Genomic DNA, 16,783 nt, shown 5'->3' on the forward strand with positions numbered 1-16,783 from the left:
TGTGCCTCACAGGCCGGGGGTCAACTCCTCGGTGATCCTGCGGGAGGCCCGGCGGGCCTCGGTCCGCGGGTCCGCCCCGGTCAGCACCCGGGTCATGTACTGCTTGATCGGGTTGTCGGCCTCGACGTCGGCCCACTGAGGGGTGCCGGGGGTCGCCCGGCCGTGCGCCGCGCCCGCGGCCATGGCGGCGACCCCCTCCCCGCCCGCGACCGCGGCCGCCAGCGTGGTCTTGTTGGGCACGTAGTTCATGGTGCGGGCGAGTTCGGTGTCCCACGTGGCGCCGGTGAGCGCGCCGACGACGGCCGTCGCGGCGAACTGGTCCTTGGTGTTCCGCGGGACGACGAGGTCCGAGCCGCCGGTGAACACCGCGCCGGGCCGGGCCGCGGTCTTCCCGGGCACCGGGAAGAAGCCCAACGTGCCCTTCAGGGACGGATTCCGCTGCACGATCGACTGGGCGAGCCCCGGTACGGCGACGATCTGGGCGACCCTGCCGCCCGCGAACACCCCGGCCTGCGGCGGGTGTTCCTCGTCGGCGGCCACGGGGCCCCGGCCGAGCGCCTGGAGCCGCCGGTAGAAGTCCATGCCGCGCAGCGCGGCCGGGGTGTCCAGGGCGCCCTTCCAGTCGTAGTCCTTCTGCACGGCGAGGTCTCCGCCCTCGTCCCAGACGAATCCGGCGAGTGTGTACCAGTCCTGGCCTGCGAGGTAGATCCCCTGGTTCCCGCCGGAGTCGAGCTTCTGGGTGTCGGCGAGCCACTCCTCGCGGGTCTTCGGCGGGGCGGTGATGCCGACCGCCCGGAACAGGTCCTTTCGGTAGATGACGACGCGGTTGGCCGCGTACCAGGGGATGCCGTACTGCGCGTTGCCGTCCTTGCCGGGCTCGGCGAGGCCGGGCAGCCACGCGTCCTGGCCCCAGTCCCGCATCGACTCCAGGGTGAGGTCGGCGAGCCGGCCGCCGTCGGCGTACAGCGGCACCTGGGTGTTGCCGACCTCGATGACGTCGGGGGCGTCGCCGGAGCCGTCCTTGAGGGCCGCGCGGACCTTCTCGACGATGCCGGTCCATTCCTGGATACGGATGTCGAGGCGCAGGTCGCGGTGGGTGCGTTCGAAGTCGTCGGTGAAGCGCCGCAGGAAGTCCCGGGAGGCGCTGTCCTTCATCAGCCACACGGTGACGGTCGTGCGCGCGTGCCCGCCCGGGAGCAGCCCGCAGGCGCTCACGAGGGAGCCGGTGACACAGAGGAGGGCGAGCAGGCGACGTCTCACGAGGGGTCCTGTTCTGTCTGGCAAGGGGTGCGGACAGGTGTGGGGGCCCGACGTGGGGGGACGAGCGGGGCTCGTACGGGTGTGCTGGGATTTTGGTATGGACCAATGCGAAGGTCAAGGGGCGGCCCGGGCGGGGATGGGGCACGGTGGAGGGTGGCGTGACCCGAGAGGAGCGTTCCCATGTCGAATCACACCTACCGCGTCACCGAGATCGTCGGCAGCTCGCACGAGGGCGTCGACCAGGCCATCCGCAACGCCATCGCGCGCGCCGACCAGACGCTGCGCAATCTCGACTGGTTCGAGGTGACCCAGGTCCGCGGCCAGATCGAGAACGGGCGGATCGAGCACTACCAGGTGGGGCTGAAGGTGGGCTTCCGGATCGAGGACGAGGGCTGACGCCCGTCTCTCACGTACGGCCTTCGCGCTCCTGAGCCTCTTGCAGCACCTCGGACTTCGCGGTCCAGCGTGCCCGTACGACACCGAACCCGGCGCGCTCGGCGTCGTCACAGACCAGCTCGTCGTCGTCGACGAGAAAGCGGACCTCGCGGCCCTGGGCGAGCCGGCGCAGGATCTCCAGCTTGGTGAACCGCGCGGGCCTCCTGTCGGCGTTGCCCCGCATGAACACCCGTCCCTCGGGCAGGCCTTGGGCCGCGAGCCAGTCCAGCGTGTCGCGCCGGCAGCGCTCGGGCCGGCCGGTGAGATAGACGACCTCGCACTCGCTCGCGCTCGCCACGGCCAGCGCGACGCCCTCGGCGATCGGCGGGTCCTGCGGCGCGGCCGCGAAGAAGGCGTCCCAGTTCCGCGGCTTTCCCGCCAGGAAGTGCTGCCGGTGGGCCGTGTCGGCCAGGGTGTTGTCGAGATCGAACACGGCGAGCGGCCGCCTGCTGCTGTCGGTCACACCGCCACCCTAGCCAGCGGCCGCTGCCCGGGAATCCCCGGCCCACCAGAGCGTTGACATCTGCGTGAGCAGTTCAGTGATCGCCCGGACCCGGTTCTCCGTCCTCGACCGTTCCCGCACCCGCGAGGGCCGGCCGGCCGCCGAGGCGCTGCGGGACACCGTCGCGCTGGCCCAGGAGGCGGAGGCGCTCGGCTACCACCGGTTCTGGGTGGCCGAGCACCACGGTGTGCCCGGTGTCGCCGGTTCCGCGCCGACCGTGCTCGCCGCCGCCGTCGCCGCGGCCACCCGCACGATCCGGGTCGGCACCGGCGGGGTGATGCTGCCCAACCACCGCTCGCTCGTCGTCGCCGAGCAGTTCGGCGTCCTGGAGGCGCTGTTCCCGGGCCGGATCGACATGGGGCTCGGGCGGTCCGTCGGGTTCACCGACGGGGTGCGCAGGGCTCTGGGCCGGGACAAGGAGGACGCCGAGGACTTCGCCGCCCAGCTCGGCGAGCTGCTCGGCTGGTTCGCGGGCACCTCGCCGACCGGGGTGCACGCCCGCCCGTCGGAGGGCCTGCGGGTGCCGCCGTTCGTGCTGGCCCTGGGCGAGGGCGCGCGGATCGCGGCGCGCGCCGGGCTGCCGCTGGTCATCGGCGATCTGCGCGGCCGCGAGAAGATGCTGCGCGGCATCGACGCGTACCGCACCGGCTTTCGCCCCTCCCCCTGGGCGGCCGAGCCGTACGTCGTGATCTCCGGCACGGTCGCGCCGGCCGGCACCGAGGAGGCGGCCCGGCGGCTGCTGGTCCCGGAGGCCTGGTCGATGGCGTACGCCCGCACCCACGGCACCTTCCCGCCGCTCGCCCCGGCCGACGAGACCGAGGCCCGCCCGATGACGGCGAAGCAGCGCGGCTTCTACGACGCCGGGCTCGCCGGGCACCTCGCCGGCACCACCGAGCAGGTCGCGCAGCAGCTGGAGACGGTGCTGAAGGAGACGGACGCCGACGAGGTCCTGGTCACCACCAGCGCCTACGACCGTACGGCCCTGCTGGACTCCTACCGGCGGCTCGCCGCGCTCTTCGCTCCGGGCCGGTGAGCCCCGAGATGCGCGGGCGGCCGGGGGCGGTGAACCTGGGAGGGGAAGCCCCTAGCGACGAGGAGGGCTGTCATGTCCGTGCTGGACAAGCTCAAGCAGATGCTCAAGGGCCACGAGGATCAGGCCGGCCAGGGCATCGACAAGGCCGGGGACTACGTGGACGAGAAGACCCAGGGCAAGTACAGCGGCCAGGTCGACACGGCCCAGGACAAGCTGAAGGAGCAGCTCGGAGGCACCGACCGGGACACGGACTACCCTCCGCGGTAGCGGTGCGCGGGCGCGGAATAGAGTTGCCCGTCTATGCACCACCCACATGACCCCTTCGTCCGCGTCCGCGGGGCCCGCGAGCACAACCTCAAGGGCGTCGACGTCGATGTCCCCCGGGACGTACTGGCCGTGTTCACCGGCGTGTCCGGCTCGGGGAAGTCGTCCCTGGCGTTCGGCACGATCTACGCCGAGGCCCAGCGGCGCTACTTCGAGTCGGTCGCGCCGTACGCGCGGCGGCTGATCCACCAGGTCGGGGCGCCCAGGGTCGGCGAGATCACCGGGCTGCCGCCCGCCGTCTCGCTGCAGCAGCGCCGCTCGGCGCCGACCTCGCGGTCCTCGGTGGGCACGGTCACCAACCTCTCCAACTCGCTGCGCATGCTGTTCTCGCGCGCCGGGACGTACCCGCCGGGCGCCCAGCGGCTCGATTCCGACGCGTTCTCGCCGAACACGGCGGCCGGTGCCTGCCCGCGGTGCCACGGGCTCGGCCAGGTGCCCGAGACGACCGAGGAGCTGCTGGTCCCGGACCCCGCGCTGTCGATCCGCGAGGGCGCGATCGCCGCGTGGCCGGGCGCCTGGCAGGGCAAGAACCTGCGGGACATCCTCGACACGCTCGGCCACGACGTCGACCGGCCCTGGCGCGAACTGCCCGCCGAGCAGCGCGAGTGGATCCTGTTCACGGACGAGCAGCCGGTCGTCACCGTCCACCCGGTGCGGGACGCCGACCGCATCCAACGGCCGTACCAGGGCACGTACATGAGCGCCCGCCGGTATGTGCTGAAGACCTTCTCGGACACCAAGTCCCCGACCCTGCGCGCGAAGGCCGAGCGCTTCCTGGCCAACCGGCCGTGCGAGGTGTGCGGAGGCAGCCGGCTGCGGCCGGAGTCGCTCGCCGTGACCTTCGACGGGCGGACCATCGCCGAGCTGGCCGCGCTGCCGCTGACCGACCTCGCCGCCCTGCTCGACGGCCGCGACGAGACGGCACGGGTGCTCACCGACGACCTGAAGTCCCGGATCGGGCCGGTCGTCGAACTCGGCCTCGGCTACCTGAGCCTCGACCGCGCCACCCCCACCCTCTCGGCGGGCGAGCTGCAACGACTGCGCCTGGCCACGCAGTTGCGCTCCGGCCTGTTCGGCGTGGTGTACGTCCTCGACGAGCCGTCCGCCGGACTGCACCCGGCGGACACCGAGGCACTGCGAGCCGTGCTGGAGCGGCTGAAGGCGGCCGGCAACTCGGTGTTCGTGGTGGAACACCATCTGGACGTGGTGCGCGGCGCCGACTGGCTGGTGGACGTCGGCCCCGGCGCGGGCGAGCACGGCGGGCGCGTGCTCTACAGCGGGCCGCCGGCCGAGCTGGCGTCGGTGGCGGAGTCCGCGACGGCGGTGTACCTCTTCGACGAGTCACCGGGCCCGGCGCGTGAAGTCCGCGCACCACGCGGCTGGTTGACGGTCGGTCCGGTGACCCGGCACAACCTGCGGCAGGTGACGGCCGCGTTCCCGCTCGGCGCGTTCACCGCCGTCACCGGGGTCTCCGGTTCCGGAAAGTCCACGCTTGTCGGCGAGTTGACGGAGGAACTGGCGGGCGTGGACCGGCTGGTCCGGGTCGACCAGAAGCCGATCGGCCGTACCCCGCGCTCCAATCTGGCCACCTACACCGGCCTGTTCGACGTCGTCCGCAAGGTGTTCGCCGGCACCGAGGAGGCGCGGGCGCGCGGGTACGGCGTCGGGCGGTTCTCCTTCAACGTCGCCGGAGGACGCTGCGAGACGTGCCAGGGCGAGGGGTTCGTCAGCGTCGAGCTGCTGTTCCTGCCGAGCACCTACGCCCCCTGCCCGGACTGCGGCGGGGCCCGGTACAACCCCGGCACGCTCCAGGTGGCGTACCGGGGGCGGGACATCGCCGAGGTGCTCGACCTGACGGTGGAGGCGGCGGCGGAGTTCTTCGCCGACGTCCCGGCCGCCGCCCGCAGCCTGCGCACCCTGCTCGACGTGGGCCTCGGCTATCTGCGGCTCGGGCAGCCGGCGACCGAGCTGTCCGGCGGCGAGGCGCAGCGGATCAAGCTGGCGAGCGAGCTGCAGCGCGGCCGGCGCGGCCACACCCTGTACCTGCTGGACGAGCCCACCACCGGCCTCCATCCGGCCGACGTCGAGCTGTTGACGGAGCGGCTGCACGGCCTGGTCGACGCCGGCCACACGGTCGTGGTGGTGGAGCACGACATGACGGTGGTCGCGGGCGCGGACTGGGTCATCGACCTGGGCCCCGGCGGGGGCGACCAGGGCGGGCGGATCGTGGCGTCGGGCCCCCCGGAGCGCGTCGCGCGGGCGGCGGGAAGTGCGACGGCGCCCTATCTGGCGCGCGTCATGCCGTGACGGGTGGCTGCGGGACGACGGCGGCAGTTCCCGCGTCCCTTCGGGGCGCTGCCAACGCCGCGTGGGTCCAGGTGGGCGCGGACGCCATCGGCTGAGCCGCGGCGGCCAGTGTCCGCCGGTCCGCGCAGGTGCCCGGCGCGATCAGCGGCCGTATCTCCACCTCGGCGACCAGATCGCGGGCGCGGGCCACCCGCCACAGGGAGGCGAGCAGGGTGTCCTCGCCGACGAACGCGGCCGCCGTGCCCGGGGCGCCGCCCTCCTGCCGGTAGCGCAGGCCGACCGGCTGCACGGGCACGCCCGCGTCGAGCGCGGCCTGGAACACCGCCCGGCGGAAGTGCCCGTGGGCCCGCCCGCACCAGGTGCTGCCCTCGGGGAAGGCGGTCACGGCCGCGCCCGCGCGCAGCGCCCCGGCGATCCGCTCGACCGTCGCGGGCAGGGCCCGCAGCCGGTCCCGCTCGATGAACAGCACGCCGCCGCGCGCCGCCAGCGCGCCCGCCACCGGCCACTGCCGTATCTCGGTCTTGGCGAGCATGCGGGCGGGGCGTACGACGGTCAGCAGCGGGATGTCCAGCCACGAGACGTGGTTGGCGACGAGCAGCAGTCCGCCGGCCGGGGCGGGGGTCCCGGTGAGGCGGACCCGGACTCCCGTGGCCCGCACCAGCCCCCGGCACCACCGCCTGACCCACTCGGCGGGGATCCTCCTGCCGAGCGGCGACAGGGCGACTCCGGCCAGCAGCAGGACCAGGACGGCGGCCAGCCGCAGCACGGCCCGGGGTACGGCGACCGCGGTGCGGGCCGGCTCCACACACGCGCCCGGGGTGCAGGGCGCGGTCGGCAGCCAGATACTCATCAGGCCGGCACGAGGGAGAGGAAGTGCCGCAGATAGCGCGCGTTGACCCGGCGCATCGACAGCAGCACGTACAGGTCGGCGACCCCGAAGTCCACATCGTGCGCGGGCTCGCCGCACACCCAGGCGCCGAGGCGGAGGTAGCCGCGCAGCAGGGCCGGGAGTTCGGTGTGGCCGGCGGGGGCCTCGGCGTTCGGGATCCAGGGCAGCAGCGGCCGTACCCGGAACTCCGCGGGGGCCAGGTGCTTGGCCCGCACACGCTCCCAGGTGGCGGTGGCGAGGGCACCGCCGTCGGCGAGCGGCACCGAGCAGCAGCCGGCGAGCCACTCGTGCCCGCGGTCGACCATGTAGCGGGCGATGCCGGCCCAGATCAGGCTGATGACGGCGCCGTCGCGGTGGTCGGGGTGCACGCAGGAGCGGCCGACCTCGACCAGCGAGGGCCGGATCGCGTCGAGCCCGCCCAGCGCGAACTCGCCCTCGGAGTAGAGCCGCCCGGCGACCGCGGCCCGCTCCGGGGGCAGCAGCCGGTAGGTGCCGACGACCTGGCCGGTCACGGTGTCGCGGACCAGCAGGTGGTCGCAGTAGGCGTCGAATGCGTCGATGTCGAGGCCCGGCTGCGGGGTGGCCAGCAGGGCGCCCATCTCCCCGGCGAAGACGTCGTGCCGCAGCCGCTGCGCGGCACGGACGTCGTCCTCGTCGCGGGCGAGGGTGACGGTGTAGCGGGTGGGTGCCGCGGGCTGCGGGGGACGGTCGAGGGTGGACACGCCGGTCATGGCTCACTCCTGGTCACGGGCCGGTTCGGCGACGGGGACGGCGGGCTGTGTGCGTACGGCCCGTCGCTCCTGTTCTTCCGATGCCGGTTGGCGTGCGCGTGACCGGGGCCAGGAGAACGGATGTGGGAATGTTGAACGCCGGTCGCCCGCGATCAAGGAAAACCAGACGGGGCCGGGGATGAGCACCACTCCCGGCCCCGCCCGTCCGCCCCTGTCGGCGAACGTCTCCGCGGTGGCGCTACCGCTTGGCCACCCTGCGGGCGGCCCGCAGCCACTCCTTGTTCATGCCCGTGATCGACACCAGCGGAATGCCCTTCGGGCAGGCGGTGGCGCACTCACCGGTCAGCGTGCAGCCGCCGAAGCCCTCGGCGTCCATCTGCGCCACCATGTCCAGCACCCGGGTCTCCCGCTCGGGCGCGCCCTGGGGCAGCACATTGAGGTGGTTGACCTTGGCGGAGGTGAACAGCATCGCCGCGCCGTTGGGGCACGCGGCCACGCAGGCTCCGCAGCCGATGCACTCGGCATGCTCGAAGGCGAAGTCGGCGTCGGCCTTCGGCACCGGCGTGGCGTGCGCCTCCGGCGCGGAGCCGGTGGGCGCGGTGACGTAGCCGCCGGCCTGGATGATCCGGTCGAACGCGGACCGGTCGACGACGAGGTCCTTGATCACCGGGAACGCGGCGGCGCGCCACGGCTCGATGTCGATCGTGTCGCCGTCCCGGAAGGACCGCATGTGCAGCTGGCAGGTGGTGGTGCGCTCGGGGCCGTGCGCATCGCCGTTGATCACGAGGGAACAGGCGCCGCAGATACCCTCGCGGCAGTCGTGGTCGAAGGCGACCGGGTCCTCGCCGGACAGGATGAGCTGTTCGTTGAGGACGTCCAGCATCTCCAGGAAGGACATGTCGGACGAGATGCCGTCCACGTCGTACGTGGACATCGCTCCGGGGGCGTCGGCGTTGCGCTGCCGCCAGACGCGCAGGGTGAGCTTCATGCGTAGCTCCGCTGGGTGGGGTGGACGTACTCGAAGACCAGGTCTTCCCTGTGCAGGGTGGGAGCGGTGCCGGTGCCGGTGAACTCCCAGGCGGCCGCGTAGCCGAACTCGTCGTCCCGGCGGGCCGCCTCGCCGTCCGGGGTCTGGGACTCCTCGCGGAAGTGGCCGCCGCAGGACTCGGCGCGGTGCAGCGCGTCGAGGCACATCAGCTCGGCCAGCTCCAGGTAGTCGACGATGCGGTTCGCCTTCTCCAGCGACTGGTTGAACTCCTCGCCGGTGCCGGGCACCTTGATGCGCCGCCAGAACTCCTCGCGGATCTGCGGGATGCGCTCCAGCGCCTTGCGCAGCCCGGCGTCGGTGCGGGCCATGCCGCAGAACTCCCACATGAGTTCGCCCAGTTCGCGGTGGAAGGAGTCCGGGGTGCGGTCGCCGCCGACGGACAGCAGCAGGTTGACGCGGTCCCCGGTCTCGGCCAGCACCTCCTGTACGACGGGGTGTTCGGCGGTCACCGGTTCCTGGTGCGGGTTGCGGGCCAGGTAGTCGTTGATGGTGGCCGGCAGGACGAAGTAGCCGTCGGCGAGGCCCTGCATCAGGGCGGAGGCGCCGAGCCGGTTGGCGCCGTGGTCGGAGAAGTTGGCCTCGCCGATCGCGAACAGGCCGGGGACGGTGGTCTGCAGGTCGTAGTCGACCCACAGTCCGCCCATCGTGTAGTGCACGGCGGGGTAGATCCGCATCGGCACCTCGTACGGATCCTCGTCGGTGATCCGCTGGTACATGTCGAAGAGGTTGCCGTACTTGGCCTCGACGGCCTGACGGCCCATGCGCCCGATGGCGTCGGCGAAGTCCAGGTACACGCCCTGGCCGCCGGGGCCGACCCCCCTGCCCTCGTCGCAGACGTTCTTCGCGGCGCGGGAGGCGATGTCGCGGGGGACGAGGTTGCCGAAGGAGGGGTAGATGCGCTCCAGGTAGTAGTCGCGCTCGTCCTCGGGGATCCGGTTCGGCGCCCGGGTGTCGCCGTGCGCCTTCGGCACCCAGATCCGGCCGTCGTTGCGCAGCGACTCGCTCATCAGGGTCAGCTTGGACTGGTGGTCGCCGGTGCGCGGGATGCAGGTCGGATGGATCTGCGTGAAGCAGGGGTTGGCGAAGTAGGCGCCGCGCCGGTGCGCCCGCCAGACGGCGGTCGCGTTGGAGTTCATGGCGTTGGTCGACAGGTAGAAGACGTTGCCGTACCCGCCGCTGGCGAGGACGACGGCGTCCGCGAAATAGGTGTCGATACGGCCGGTGACCAGGTCCCGGGCCACGATGCCGCGCGCCCGCCCGTCCACGACGACCAGGTCGAGCATCTCGGTGCGCGGGTGCATCTCCACGTTCCCGGCGGCGATCTGCCTGCTGAGGGCCTGGTAGGCGCCGAGCAGGAGCTGCTGGCCCGTCTGGCCGCGGGCGTAGAAGGTGCGCGAGACCTGGACGCCGCCGAAGGAGCGGGTGTCGAGCAGGCCGCCGTACTCGCGGGCGAAGGGCACACCCTGGGCCACGCACTGGTCGATGATCTCGACGGAGATCTGCGCGAGGCGGTGGACGTTGGACTCGCGGGCGCGGAAGTCGCCGCCCTTGACGGTGTCGTAGAAGAGCCGGTGGATCGAGTCGCCGTCGTTGCGGTAGTTCTTCGCCGCGTTGATGCCGCCCTGCGCGGCGATGGAGTGGGCGCGGCGCGGGGAATCCTGGTAGCAGAACTGGACGACGTGGTAACCCTGTTCGGCCAGGGTGGCGCCCGCGGAGCCGCCGGCGAGTCCGGTGCCGACGACGATGACGGTGTGCTTGCGCCGGTTGGCCGGGTTGACGAGCCTGGCCTCGAAGCGGCGCTTGTCCCAGCGTTCGTGGATCGGGCCTGAGGGGGCCTTGGTGTCGAGGACCGGTTCGCCCGTCGTGTAGTGCACGTAGTCGGTCATGTCAGCTCACCACTCCGGTCATGACGCCCACGGGTACGGCGATGAAACCGGCTGTGAGCAGCAGCGCGAGGACGTTCGCGAGGGTCTTCAGGGCGCGGTCGCGGGTGCGGCTGCCGACGCCGAGGGTCTGCGCGGCGCTCCAGAAGCCGTGCCGGACGTGCAGGCCGAGCGCGAGCATCGCGACGATGTAGATGACGTTGCTGTACCAGTGCGAGAAGTCGCCGACGACGTTCTGGTACGGGTGGCCGTGCTCGAAACGGCCCGGGTGCACGGTGCCGGTGGTCAGGTCCAGGACGTGCCAGACGACGAACAGGCCGAGGATGATCCCGCCCCAGCGCATCGTGCGGGTGGCGTAGCTCGCCCGGGGCTTGGCGTGCACGTACGCGCTGGGCCGTGCCTTGATGTCCCGGCGGCTGAGCTGGTACGCGGACGTGGCGTGGGCGGCCACGGCGACGACCAGCACGATCCGGATGAGCCAGAGCGTCCACTCGTAGTGCATGAACGGCTCGCCGATGGTGCGCAGCCAGTGGGCGTAGTGGTTGAACTCGCCCGCGCCGAAGTAGATCTTCAGGTTCCCGATCATGTGGACGACCAGGTACGCCAGCATGATCAGGCCGCTGACGGCCATCACCGTCTTCTTGCCGACGGAGGAGTCCCACATCGTGCGCGCCATGGACGGCCGTCGGTCCGTCCGCGTTGCCAGTGCCATGGCACAGCACGCTAGGGCCGAAGGGCCCGATCGGTCCAAGACATGATGCGGTTCGTTTCCATAGGCTGAGGCTATGGTGTGGGGATGCAGCTCCAGCAGCTCCAGTACTTCGTCGCCGTCGCCGAGACCCGGCACTTCACCCGGGCCGCCGAGCTGGTCCACGTCGCCCAGCCGTCGCTGTCGCAGCAGATCAGGGCGCTGGAGCGGGAGCTGGGCGCGGACCTGTTCCTGCGCGCCCGGGGCAACATCACGCTCACCGACGCGGGCGAGGCGCTGCTGCCGCTCGCCCGGCGGATCCTGGCCGACGCGGACACGGCCCGCCACGAGGTGCAGGAGCTGGTGCAGCTGCGCCGGGGCCGGGTACGCCTCGGCGCCACCCCGAGCCTGTGCACGGGCCTGCTGCCGGACGTGCTGCGCGCCTTCCACGACCGTTATCCCGGCATCCGGCTGCTCGTCGAGGAGAGCGGCTCGCACGACCTGGTACGGGAGCTGGCGCGCGGCGCCCTCGACCTCGCGCTGGTCGTGCTGCCGCTGCCCGCGCCGGCGCCCGCGCTGACGACGGTGGAGCTGCTGCGGGAGGAGTTGGTCGTGGTGTCCTCACCCGAGGCACCGGCACCCGGCCGGGGCGGGCGGACCGTGCGCATCGCCGATCTGGAGGGTGAGCGCCTGGTGATGTTCCGGCACGGCTACGACCTGCGCGAACTGACGGTCGCGGCGTGCCGCGCGGAAGGGTTCGAGCCCGAGTTCGCCGTTGAAGGGGGTGAGATGGACGCGGTGCTGGGGTTCGTGCGGGCAGGGCTGGGCGCGGCGGTGGTGCCGCGCATGGTGGCGTCCAGGTCGGGGCGCAGCCTTCGGGTGACTGCGCTGGCGCGCCCCGGACTGCATCGTACGATCGCGCTCGCGCACCGCAGTGACGTGGCGCCGCCGCGGGCTGCACGGGAGTTGCAGCGGATGCTGCTGGAGCGGTAGCTCCCGCCCGCGGCTCAGCCCGTCGCGTCCATCAGCGCCAGGTCGTGCAGCCGCTCCGGCGGGCCCGGGCGGGCGTAGTACCAGCCCTGGGCCGTGTCGCAGCCCAGAACGCGCAACTGCTCGGCCTGGGCGCCGGTTTCGACGCCCTCCACGGTGACCGCGAGGTCGAGGCTGTGGGCGAGGGTGACGATGCCCTCCACGATCTTGAGGTCGACCGGGTCGGCGGGGAACCGCTGCATGCCCTGGGTGAAGGAGCGGTCCAGTTTGAGGACGTTCACCGGCAGGCGGCGCAGGTTGGCGAGGTTGGAGTACCCGGTGCCGAAGTCGTCCAGGGCGATGTCGACGCCCATCTCGGCCAGCCGGCGCAGGGGTTTGAGGAGATCGTCGTCGGCGCCGATGAGGGCGGACTCGGTGACCTCCAGGCACAGCGCGTCCGGGGCGACGCCCGCCCGTTCGAGGATCTCGACCGTGTCCTGGACGAGCCCCGGATGACTGAGCTGGCAGGGCGAGAGGTTGACGTTGATGCGCAGCGGCCCGGCGGCGGTCTCCTCGCCGTACCGTTCCCGCCAGGCGCGGGCCTGGCGGATGGACTCCTCCAGCACCCAGCGGCCGAGCGGCACGATCAAACCGGTGTGCTCGGCGAGCGGGATGAAGCGGTCCGGGCCGAGCACGCCGTGCTGCGGGTGCAGCCAGCGCACCAGGGCCTCGGCGCCGCGCACGCTGCCGTCGCCGAGGTGGACCAGCGGCTGGTACTCGATGAAGAACTCGCCGCGCTCCAGGGCCGTGGGCAGGGCCGTGGTGAGTCCGTGGCGGGTGATCGCGCGGGCGTCGGCCTCCGGGTCGGCCAGTTCGGAGCGGTTGCCGCCCGCCGACTTCGCCCGGTACATGGTGATGTCGGCGCTGCGCAGGACCTCCGCCGCCGTGCGCTCGCCGGCCGGGCCCTCGACGATGCCCAGGCTGCCGCGCACCATCAGGTCCCGGCCGTCGATGCTGATCGGGGTGATCAGGGCGGTCATGATGCGCTCGGCGAGCTCGTCCACCGTGCGCTCGGTGCCGGGGCCGGTGGTCAGGGCCACGAACTCGTCGCCGCCGAGCCGGGCGACCATCTCGCCGGGCGCGGTCGCGCAGGACTGCAGCCGGTCGGCGACCTCCACCAGCAGCCGGTCGCCGGCCGCGTGCCCGAGGCTGTCGTTGATGGTCTTGAAGCCGTCCAGGTCGAGATAGCACAGGCCGAAGCGCTGGCCCTCGCCGGCCGCCAGGACCTTCTCCAGCCGCTCGAAGAACAGGGTGCGGTTGGGCAGGCCGGTCAGCGCGTCGTGCGTCGCCTCGTAGCGCAGACGGAGGTTGAGCAGACGGCGCTCGGTGGTGTCCTCCATGAGGGCGAGCTGGTACTGCGGGTCGCCGTCGGCGTCCCGCAGCAGGGAGACCGTCAGGTTGGTCCACAGGACGGTGCCGTCGGGGCGGTTGAACGCCTTCTCCATGTGGTAGTGCTCGCGCTCGCCGCGCACCAGTTCCTCGTACAGCTTCCAGGTCTGCGGGGCGTCCTCGGGGTGCACCCAGTCCTGCACCCGGCGGTCGCGCAGGTTCTGCGAGGACAGCCCGAACATGCGCAGCAGCGCCCCGTTGACCTGCAGGACATGGCCGTCGAGGTCGGCGATGCCGATCCCTATGGCGGCGCCCTCGAAGACCGCGCGGAAGCGGGCCTCGCTCGCGTGCAGCGCCTGGGCGACCACGCCCTGGGCCCTGAGCGCGGCCTGGGCGATGGACTCCTGCTCGGCGAGGGTGCGCTCGCGCAGCGCCTGCGCGTACCCGGCGGCCAGCGCGTGCTGCAGCCGCGAGGAGCGCAGCCGGGGTGCGTCCTGCGGGGCCTCGGGGTCCTCCTCGCCGCAGTACAACACCAGATAGGCGTCGACGCAGTCCAGGGTGCGGGTGAGCGCCTCGGGGTCGGTGCAGTGCGCGTCCACCAGGGCCGCGCCCACGGCCTTCGCGCCCTCGGCGTCGAAGCTGTGCGCCCGCAGCAGCCCGCTCAACCGGCGTGCGAGCGGAAGCAGTTCTTCCTCGAACTCGGCGCGGGTCAGCGAGGTGGAGGTCACGGGGTAGACGGCCCGGCTCCAGATCGTCGCGAACCGGCGCAGTCTGCCCTCCGGCCCGTCCGGCTCCGCGCTCACGCGGTGCGCCCCACGCCGGCGAATCCGGAGAAGGCGAACGGATCCTCGTCCTCCGGCGCCGAGTCCGGGCGCCAGTGCGGCATCTGCACCAGTCCGGGTTCCACCATGTCGTACCCCTCGAAGAACCGCGCGATCTCGTCGCGCGAGCGCATGATGAGCGGATTGCGAATGTCCTTGTATACGTCCACCGCGCCCTCCGCCCGCTCGACGGGCAGCGGGATTCCCTCGTACGAGGCATGGGTCAGGATCAGCAGGCTGCCGGGCGCGAGCGCGTCGCGCAGTTCGGCCACCGCACCGTAGGGGTCGTCCGCGTCTTCCACGAAGTGCAGTATGGCAACGAGCAACAGGGCGACCGGCCGGTTCAGGTCGATCAGGCGCTCCACCTGGGGGCTCGCGAGGATCTCCGCCGGCCCCAGCAGGTCCGCCGCGACGACGTCCGCGTCCGCGTCGCCCGCGAGCACCGCCTGGCTGTGCGCGACGGCGACCGGGTCGTGGTCGACGTAGACCACGCGCGCGCCCGGCGCGGCCGCCCGGGCCACCTCGTGGACGTTCCCGAACGTCGGGATGCCCGAGCCGATGTCGAGGAACTGGGTGACGCCCTCCCGAGCCGCGAAGCGCACCGCCCGCCGCATGAACGCCCGGTTGGCCTGCATCACCTTCGGCAGGCCCGGCATGAACTCCATGGCCTTGCGCGCCGCGTTCCGGTCGACCTCGAAATTGTGCGAACCGCCCAGGTAGAAGTCGTAGATCCGCGAGACGCTCGGCACCGAGATGTCGATGCTCCGCGGGGCCCAGGCGGGGCGCTCCATGTATCTCTCCAAGGCGTCGACGACAGGGGTGGGCGATCCGGTGTTCGAGCTGAGGCTACTGATCGCCCGCCGAAGGAGCGACCCGAACCGGAAATTGACCATCCGTTCCCGGTCACTGCCTGCGGCATGTGCCGGTACGACCCCGCTGCGTGACGGCTGTTCGAGTCGGGACGCCTCCCGCACAGCACAACGGTCCGCCCCCTCCGTGCGGTTGCGGAGGGGGCGGACCACGGTGGCGCTCCGGGCCGGGCGGGTTGATCGACCCTGGGGAGGTGATCTACTTGCCCGGGGCGCCGACCGGCTTTCCGTCGGGCGAGACGGCGTACCACGTGCCGCCCACGCCCTCACCATTGGTGTCACCAGGGGCCTTGTCCCCGGAGAAGGTGTAGATGGGCCAGCAGTTGACGGTCATCTGCCGCGTACCGTCGGGACGGGTGAAGCCCATCAGGCCCTTCTTCTTGACGCCCTGCGTGTCGTCGGCCTTGACCGGGGCGACGGCCGGCCACTTCTGGAGGCAGGCACCGGCGCAGTTCGAGATGACCTTGGGCCAGGCCTTGTCCTTCAGGAAGCGGTAGACGGTCCTGCCGTTCTTGTCGACGATGATGTCACCGAGCTTGGGGTCCTTGCGGACGGACAGGCCCGGCAGGGAGGCCAGCGAGGCCTTCTTGCCGTCGGGGGCCAGCGCGAACCACTTGCCGCCCACGCCCTGGCCGTTGACGTCACCGCCGTTGACGTCCTTGACGTAGCGGTACGCCGGCCAGCCGCCGATGGTGAGCTGCTTGGTGCCGTCGGCGCGGGTGACCGAACCGAGCAGCGCCTTGTCGACGCCGGCGCCGGCGCTGGCGTCGCCGGCGGGCACCGGCGGCCAGGTGGTGGCGCAGTCGCCGGCGCAGTTGGACTTGGGCGGGTTGGCCGTGTCCTTGTCGAACCGGTAGAGGGTGAGGCCGGAGCCGTCGGTCAGCACGTTGCCGAGGTCGGGGTTGGCGGCCACGGTGAGCTTGCCCGCCGGGGCGGCCGAGGTCGGGGAGGCGGAGCTCTGGTTGCCGTCGGCGCCGTAGCCGTTGGCAGCCCCCGTACCGACACCGGCGCCCGTGGTCGGGCTGCCGGCGGGCGCGGTGGCCCCGACGTTCTGGGCCGCGGAGGCCGGGGTGGTGCTGTTGTCCTGACCGCACGCCGTCGTCAGCGCCAGCACCGAGACGGCTGTCGCCGCCAGTGAGACGGTCCGCCAGGAGGTCTTCATCGTCAACTCCCCATTTTCGCCTGGATGTTGCAGCGCCCTGACGCGCCGCCGCACGGCCATGGGTACGCACCAGAGGGGCCGGGGTGTTCAACGGTGCCGGGAATTTCTTTCCGGCACCTGTGCACCACCGGCGCGCACCGGCGCACGTTTCACGCCAACCGCGCACTTCGGTGCGTCAAACCATTGATCATGAGATGTCCTTCCTTCGGGCCAATCCCGGGGCACTACGGCGTACTTCCGGATTTCGCCCCCCATGATCGTCGTCGTGCATGGACCCGAAGTGACCCGATGCGCGCCCGCCGTAAGGGTGTTGGCCGTGTTGACGCTGGGCTGGACCCTGGTGGGCTGGCCGGCCGGCAGCGCGTCGGCCGACGCCTGCGCGTACGCCTCCACGGGACCGGACGGCACGGTGGCGGTGGCGTGGGCCGGCGACGCCTCTCACTGGCCCGACCCGCCCTGCCCCACACCGCCCC

Annotated in this window: 15 protein-coding genes; 5 read left to right on the plus strand and 10 right to left on the minus strand. The window is 72.3% G+C overall.

Annotated features, from left to right (window positions below; translation table 11 throughout):
• Positions 1 to 6: 6 nt before the first annotated feature.
• Positions 7 to 1,260 (minus strand): extracellular solute-binding protein, encoded by a 1,254-nt coding sequence (locus BIV23_RS18860; RefSeq protein WP_071382039.1) that lies wholly within the window; start codon positions 1,258 to 1,260, stop codon positions 7 to 9.
• A 180-nt stretch (positions 1,261 to 1,440) separates the two neighbouring features.
• Here BIV23_RS18860 and BIV23_RS18865 point away from each other — a divergent pair, with 180 nt between their 5' ends.
• The gene (locus BIV23_RS18865; protein WP_071382040.1) at positions 1,441 to 1,656 is read left to right on the plus strand and encodes a dodecin; all 216 of its coding nucleotides are present in this window, start codon (positions 1,441 to 1,443) and stop codon (positions 1,654 to 1,656) included.
• A 10-nt stretch (positions 1,657 to 1,666) separates the two neighbouring features.
• On the opposite strand, the gene BIV23_RS18870 is transcribed toward BIV23_RS18865, so the two are convergent.
• Positions 1,667 to 2,158: a phosphatase domain-containing protein gene (locus BIV23_RS18870; RefSeq protein WP_071382041.1), complete on the minus strand. Its 492-nt coding sequence runs from the start codon at positions 2,156 to 2,158 to the stop codon at positions 1,667 to 1,669.
• A 64-nt stretch (positions 2,159 to 2,222) separates the two neighbouring features.
• On the opposite strand from BIV23_RS18870, the gene BIV23_RS18875 reads away from it, so the two are divergent.
• From BIV23_RS18875 to BIV23_RS18885, 3 genes are all read left to right on the plus strand, one after another.
• Positions 2,223 to 3,230, plus strand: a complete 1,008-nt coding sequence (locus BIV23_RS18875) for an LLM class flavin-dependent oxidoreductase (protein WP_071382042.1) — start codon at positions 2,223 to 2,225, stop codon at positions 3,228 to 3,230.
• A gap of 72 nt (positions 3,231 to 3,302) precedes the next feature.
• A complete protein-coding gene (locus tag BIV23_RS18880; protein WP_071382043.1) occupies positions 3,303 to 3,497 on the plus strand; it encodes an antitoxin in 195 nt (64 codons plus the stop codon).
• A gap of 33 nt (positions 3,498 to 3,530) precedes the next feature.
• Positions 3,531 to 5,861, plus strand: a complete 2,331-nt coding sequence (locus tag BIV23_RS18885; RefSeq protein WP_071382044.1) for an ATP-binding cassette domain-containing protein — start codon at positions 3,531 to 3,533, stop codon at positions 5,859 to 5,861.
• On the opposite strand, the gene BIV23_RS18890 is transcribed toward BIV23_RS18885, so the two are convergent.
• From BIV23_RS18890 to BIV23_RS18910, 5 genes are all read right to left on the minus strand, one after another.
• Positions 5,851 to 6,711, minus strand: coding sequence for a lysophospholipid acyltransferase family protein (locus BIV23_RS18890; RefSeq protein ID WP_071382045.1), 861 nt, complete (start codon positions 6,709 to 6,711; stop codon positions 5,851 to 5,853). The genes BIV23_RS18885 and BIV23_RS18890 overlap by 11 nt on opposite strands.
• On the minus strand, positions 6,711 to 7,481 hold the full coding sequence (locus BIV23_RS18895) for a GNAT family N-acetyltransferase (protein ID WP_071382046.1): 771 nt from the start codon (positions 7,479 to 7,481) through the stop codon (positions 6,711 to 6,713). Before BIV23_RS18895 ends, BIV23_RS18890 begins: the two co-directional genes overlap by 1 nt.
• 238 nt (positions 7,482 to 7,719) lie before the next feature.
• A complete protein-coding gene (locus BIV23_RS18900) occupies positions 7,720 to 8,469 on the minus strand; it encodes a succinate dehydrogenase/fumarate reductase iron-sulfur subunit (protein ID WP_071382047.1) in 750 nt (249 codons plus the stop codon).
• Positions 8,466 to 10,415, minus strand: coding sequence for a fumarate reductase/succinate dehydrogenase flavoprotein subunit (locus BIV23_RS18905; protein ID WP_071382048.1), 1,950 nt, complete (start codon positions 10,413 to 10,415; stop codon positions 8,466 to 8,468). Before BIV23_RS18905 ends, BIV23_RS18900 begins: the two co-directional genes overlap by 4 nt.
• A gap of 1 nt (position 10,416) precedes the next feature.
• Entirely contained in the window at positions 10,417 to 11,088 is a 672-nt protein-coding gene (locus tag BIV23_RS18910; protein ID WP_071382049.1) for a succinate dehydrogenase, read from the minus strand.
• Between the two features lie 120 nt (positions 11,089 to 11,208).
• Here BIV23_RS18910 and BIV23_RS18915 point away from each other — a divergent pair, with 120 nt between their 5' ends.
• Positions 11,209 to 12,093 carry a LysR family transcriptional regulator gene (locus BIV23_RS18915; protein ID WP_071382050.1) on the plus strand — a complete coding sequence of 295 codons (885 nt, stop codon included), beginning with the start codon at positions 11,209 to 11,211 and terminating at the stop codon, positions 12,091 to 12,093.
• A 14-nt stretch (positions 12,094 to 12,107) separates the two neighbouring features.
• Here the strand turns inward: BIV23_RS18915 and BIV23_RS18920 are convergent, their stop codons facing one another.
• From BIV23_RS18920 to BIV23_RS18930, 3 genes are all read right to left on the minus strand, one after another.
• Positions 12,108 to 14,261 carry a putative bifunctional diguanylate cyclase/phosphodiesterase gene (locus BIV23_RS18920; protein WP_071382051.1) on the minus strand — a complete coding sequence of 718 codons (2,154 nt, stop codon included), beginning with the start codon at positions 14,259 to 14,261 and terminating at the stop codon, positions 12,108 to 12,110.
• Positions 14,258 to 15,070, minus strand: coding sequence for an SAM-dependent methyltransferase (locus BIV23_RS18925; protein WP_071382052.1), 813 nt, complete (start codon positions 15,068 to 15,070; stop codon positions 14,258 to 14,260). The genes BIV23_RS18920 and BIV23_RS18925 overlap by 4 nt, the downstream gene beginning before the upstream one ends.
• A 277-nt stretch (positions 15,071 to 15,347) precedes the next feature.
• Positions 15,348 to 16,310 carry an SCO0930 family lipoprotein gene (locus BIV23_RS18930; RefSeq protein ID WP_071382053.1) on the minus strand — a complete coding sequence of 321 codons (963 nt, stop codon included), beginning with the start codon at positions 16,308 to 16,310 and terminating at the stop codon, positions 15,348 to 15,350.
• Between the last annotated feature and the right edge of the window lie 473 nt (positions 16,311 to 16,783).

This window comes from Streptomyces monashensis, from assembly GCF_001866665.1.
Taxonomy (GTDB): Bacteria; Actinomycetota; Actinomycetes; order Streptomycetales; family Streptomycetaceae; genus Streptomyces; species Streptomyces monashensis.

Excerpts from the sequence above, each read along its gene's own strand:
- BIV23_RS18930 (WP_071382053.1), bottom strand. The coding sequence starts at position 16,310 with ATGAAGACCTCCTGGCGGACCGTCTCACTGGCGGCGACAGCCGTCTCG.
- BIV23_RS18925 (WP_071382052.1), bottom strand. The coding sequence starts at position 15,070 with ATGGAGCGCCCCGCCTGGGCCCCGCGGAGCATCGACATCTCGGTGCCG.
- BIV23_RS18905 (WP_071382048.1), bottom strand. The coding sequence starts at position 10,415 with ATGACCGACTACGTGCACTACACGACGGGCGAACCGGTCCTCGACACC.
- BIV23_RS18880 (WP_071382043.1), top strand. The coding sequence starts at position 3,303 with ATGTCCGTGCTGGACAAGCTCAAGCAGATGCTCAAGGGCCACGAGGAT.
- BIV23_RS18885 (WP_071382044.1), top strand. The coding sequence starts at position 3,531 with ATGCACCACCCACATGACCCCTTCGTCCGCGTCCGCGGGGCCCGCGAG.
- BIV23_RS18900 (WP_071382047.1), bottom strand. The coding sequence starts at position 8,469 with ATGAAGCTCACCCTGCGCGTCTGGCGGCAGCGCAACGCCGACGCCCCC.
- BIV23_RS18865 (WP_071382040.1), top strand. The coding sequence starts at position 1,441 with ATGTCGAATCACACCTACCGCGTCACCGAGATCGTCGGCAGCTCGCAC.
- BIV23_RS18895 (WP_071382046.1), bottom strand. The coding sequence starts at position 7,481 with ATGACCGGCGTGTCCACCCTCGACCGTCCCCCGCAGCCCGCGGCACCC.
- BIV23_RS18890 (WP_071382045.1), bottom strand. The coding sequence starts at position 6,711 with ATGAGTATCTGGCTGCCGACCGCGCCCTGCACCCCGGGCGCGTGTGTG.
- BIV23_RS18910 (WP_071382049.1), bottom strand. The coding sequence starts at position 11,088 with ATGGCGCGCACGATGTGGGACTCCTCCGTCGGCAAGAAGACGGTGATG.
- BIV23_RS18915 (WP_071382050.1), top strand. The coding sequence starts at position 11,209 with ATGCAGCTCCAGCAGCTCCAGTACTTCGTCGCCGTCGCCGAGACCCGG.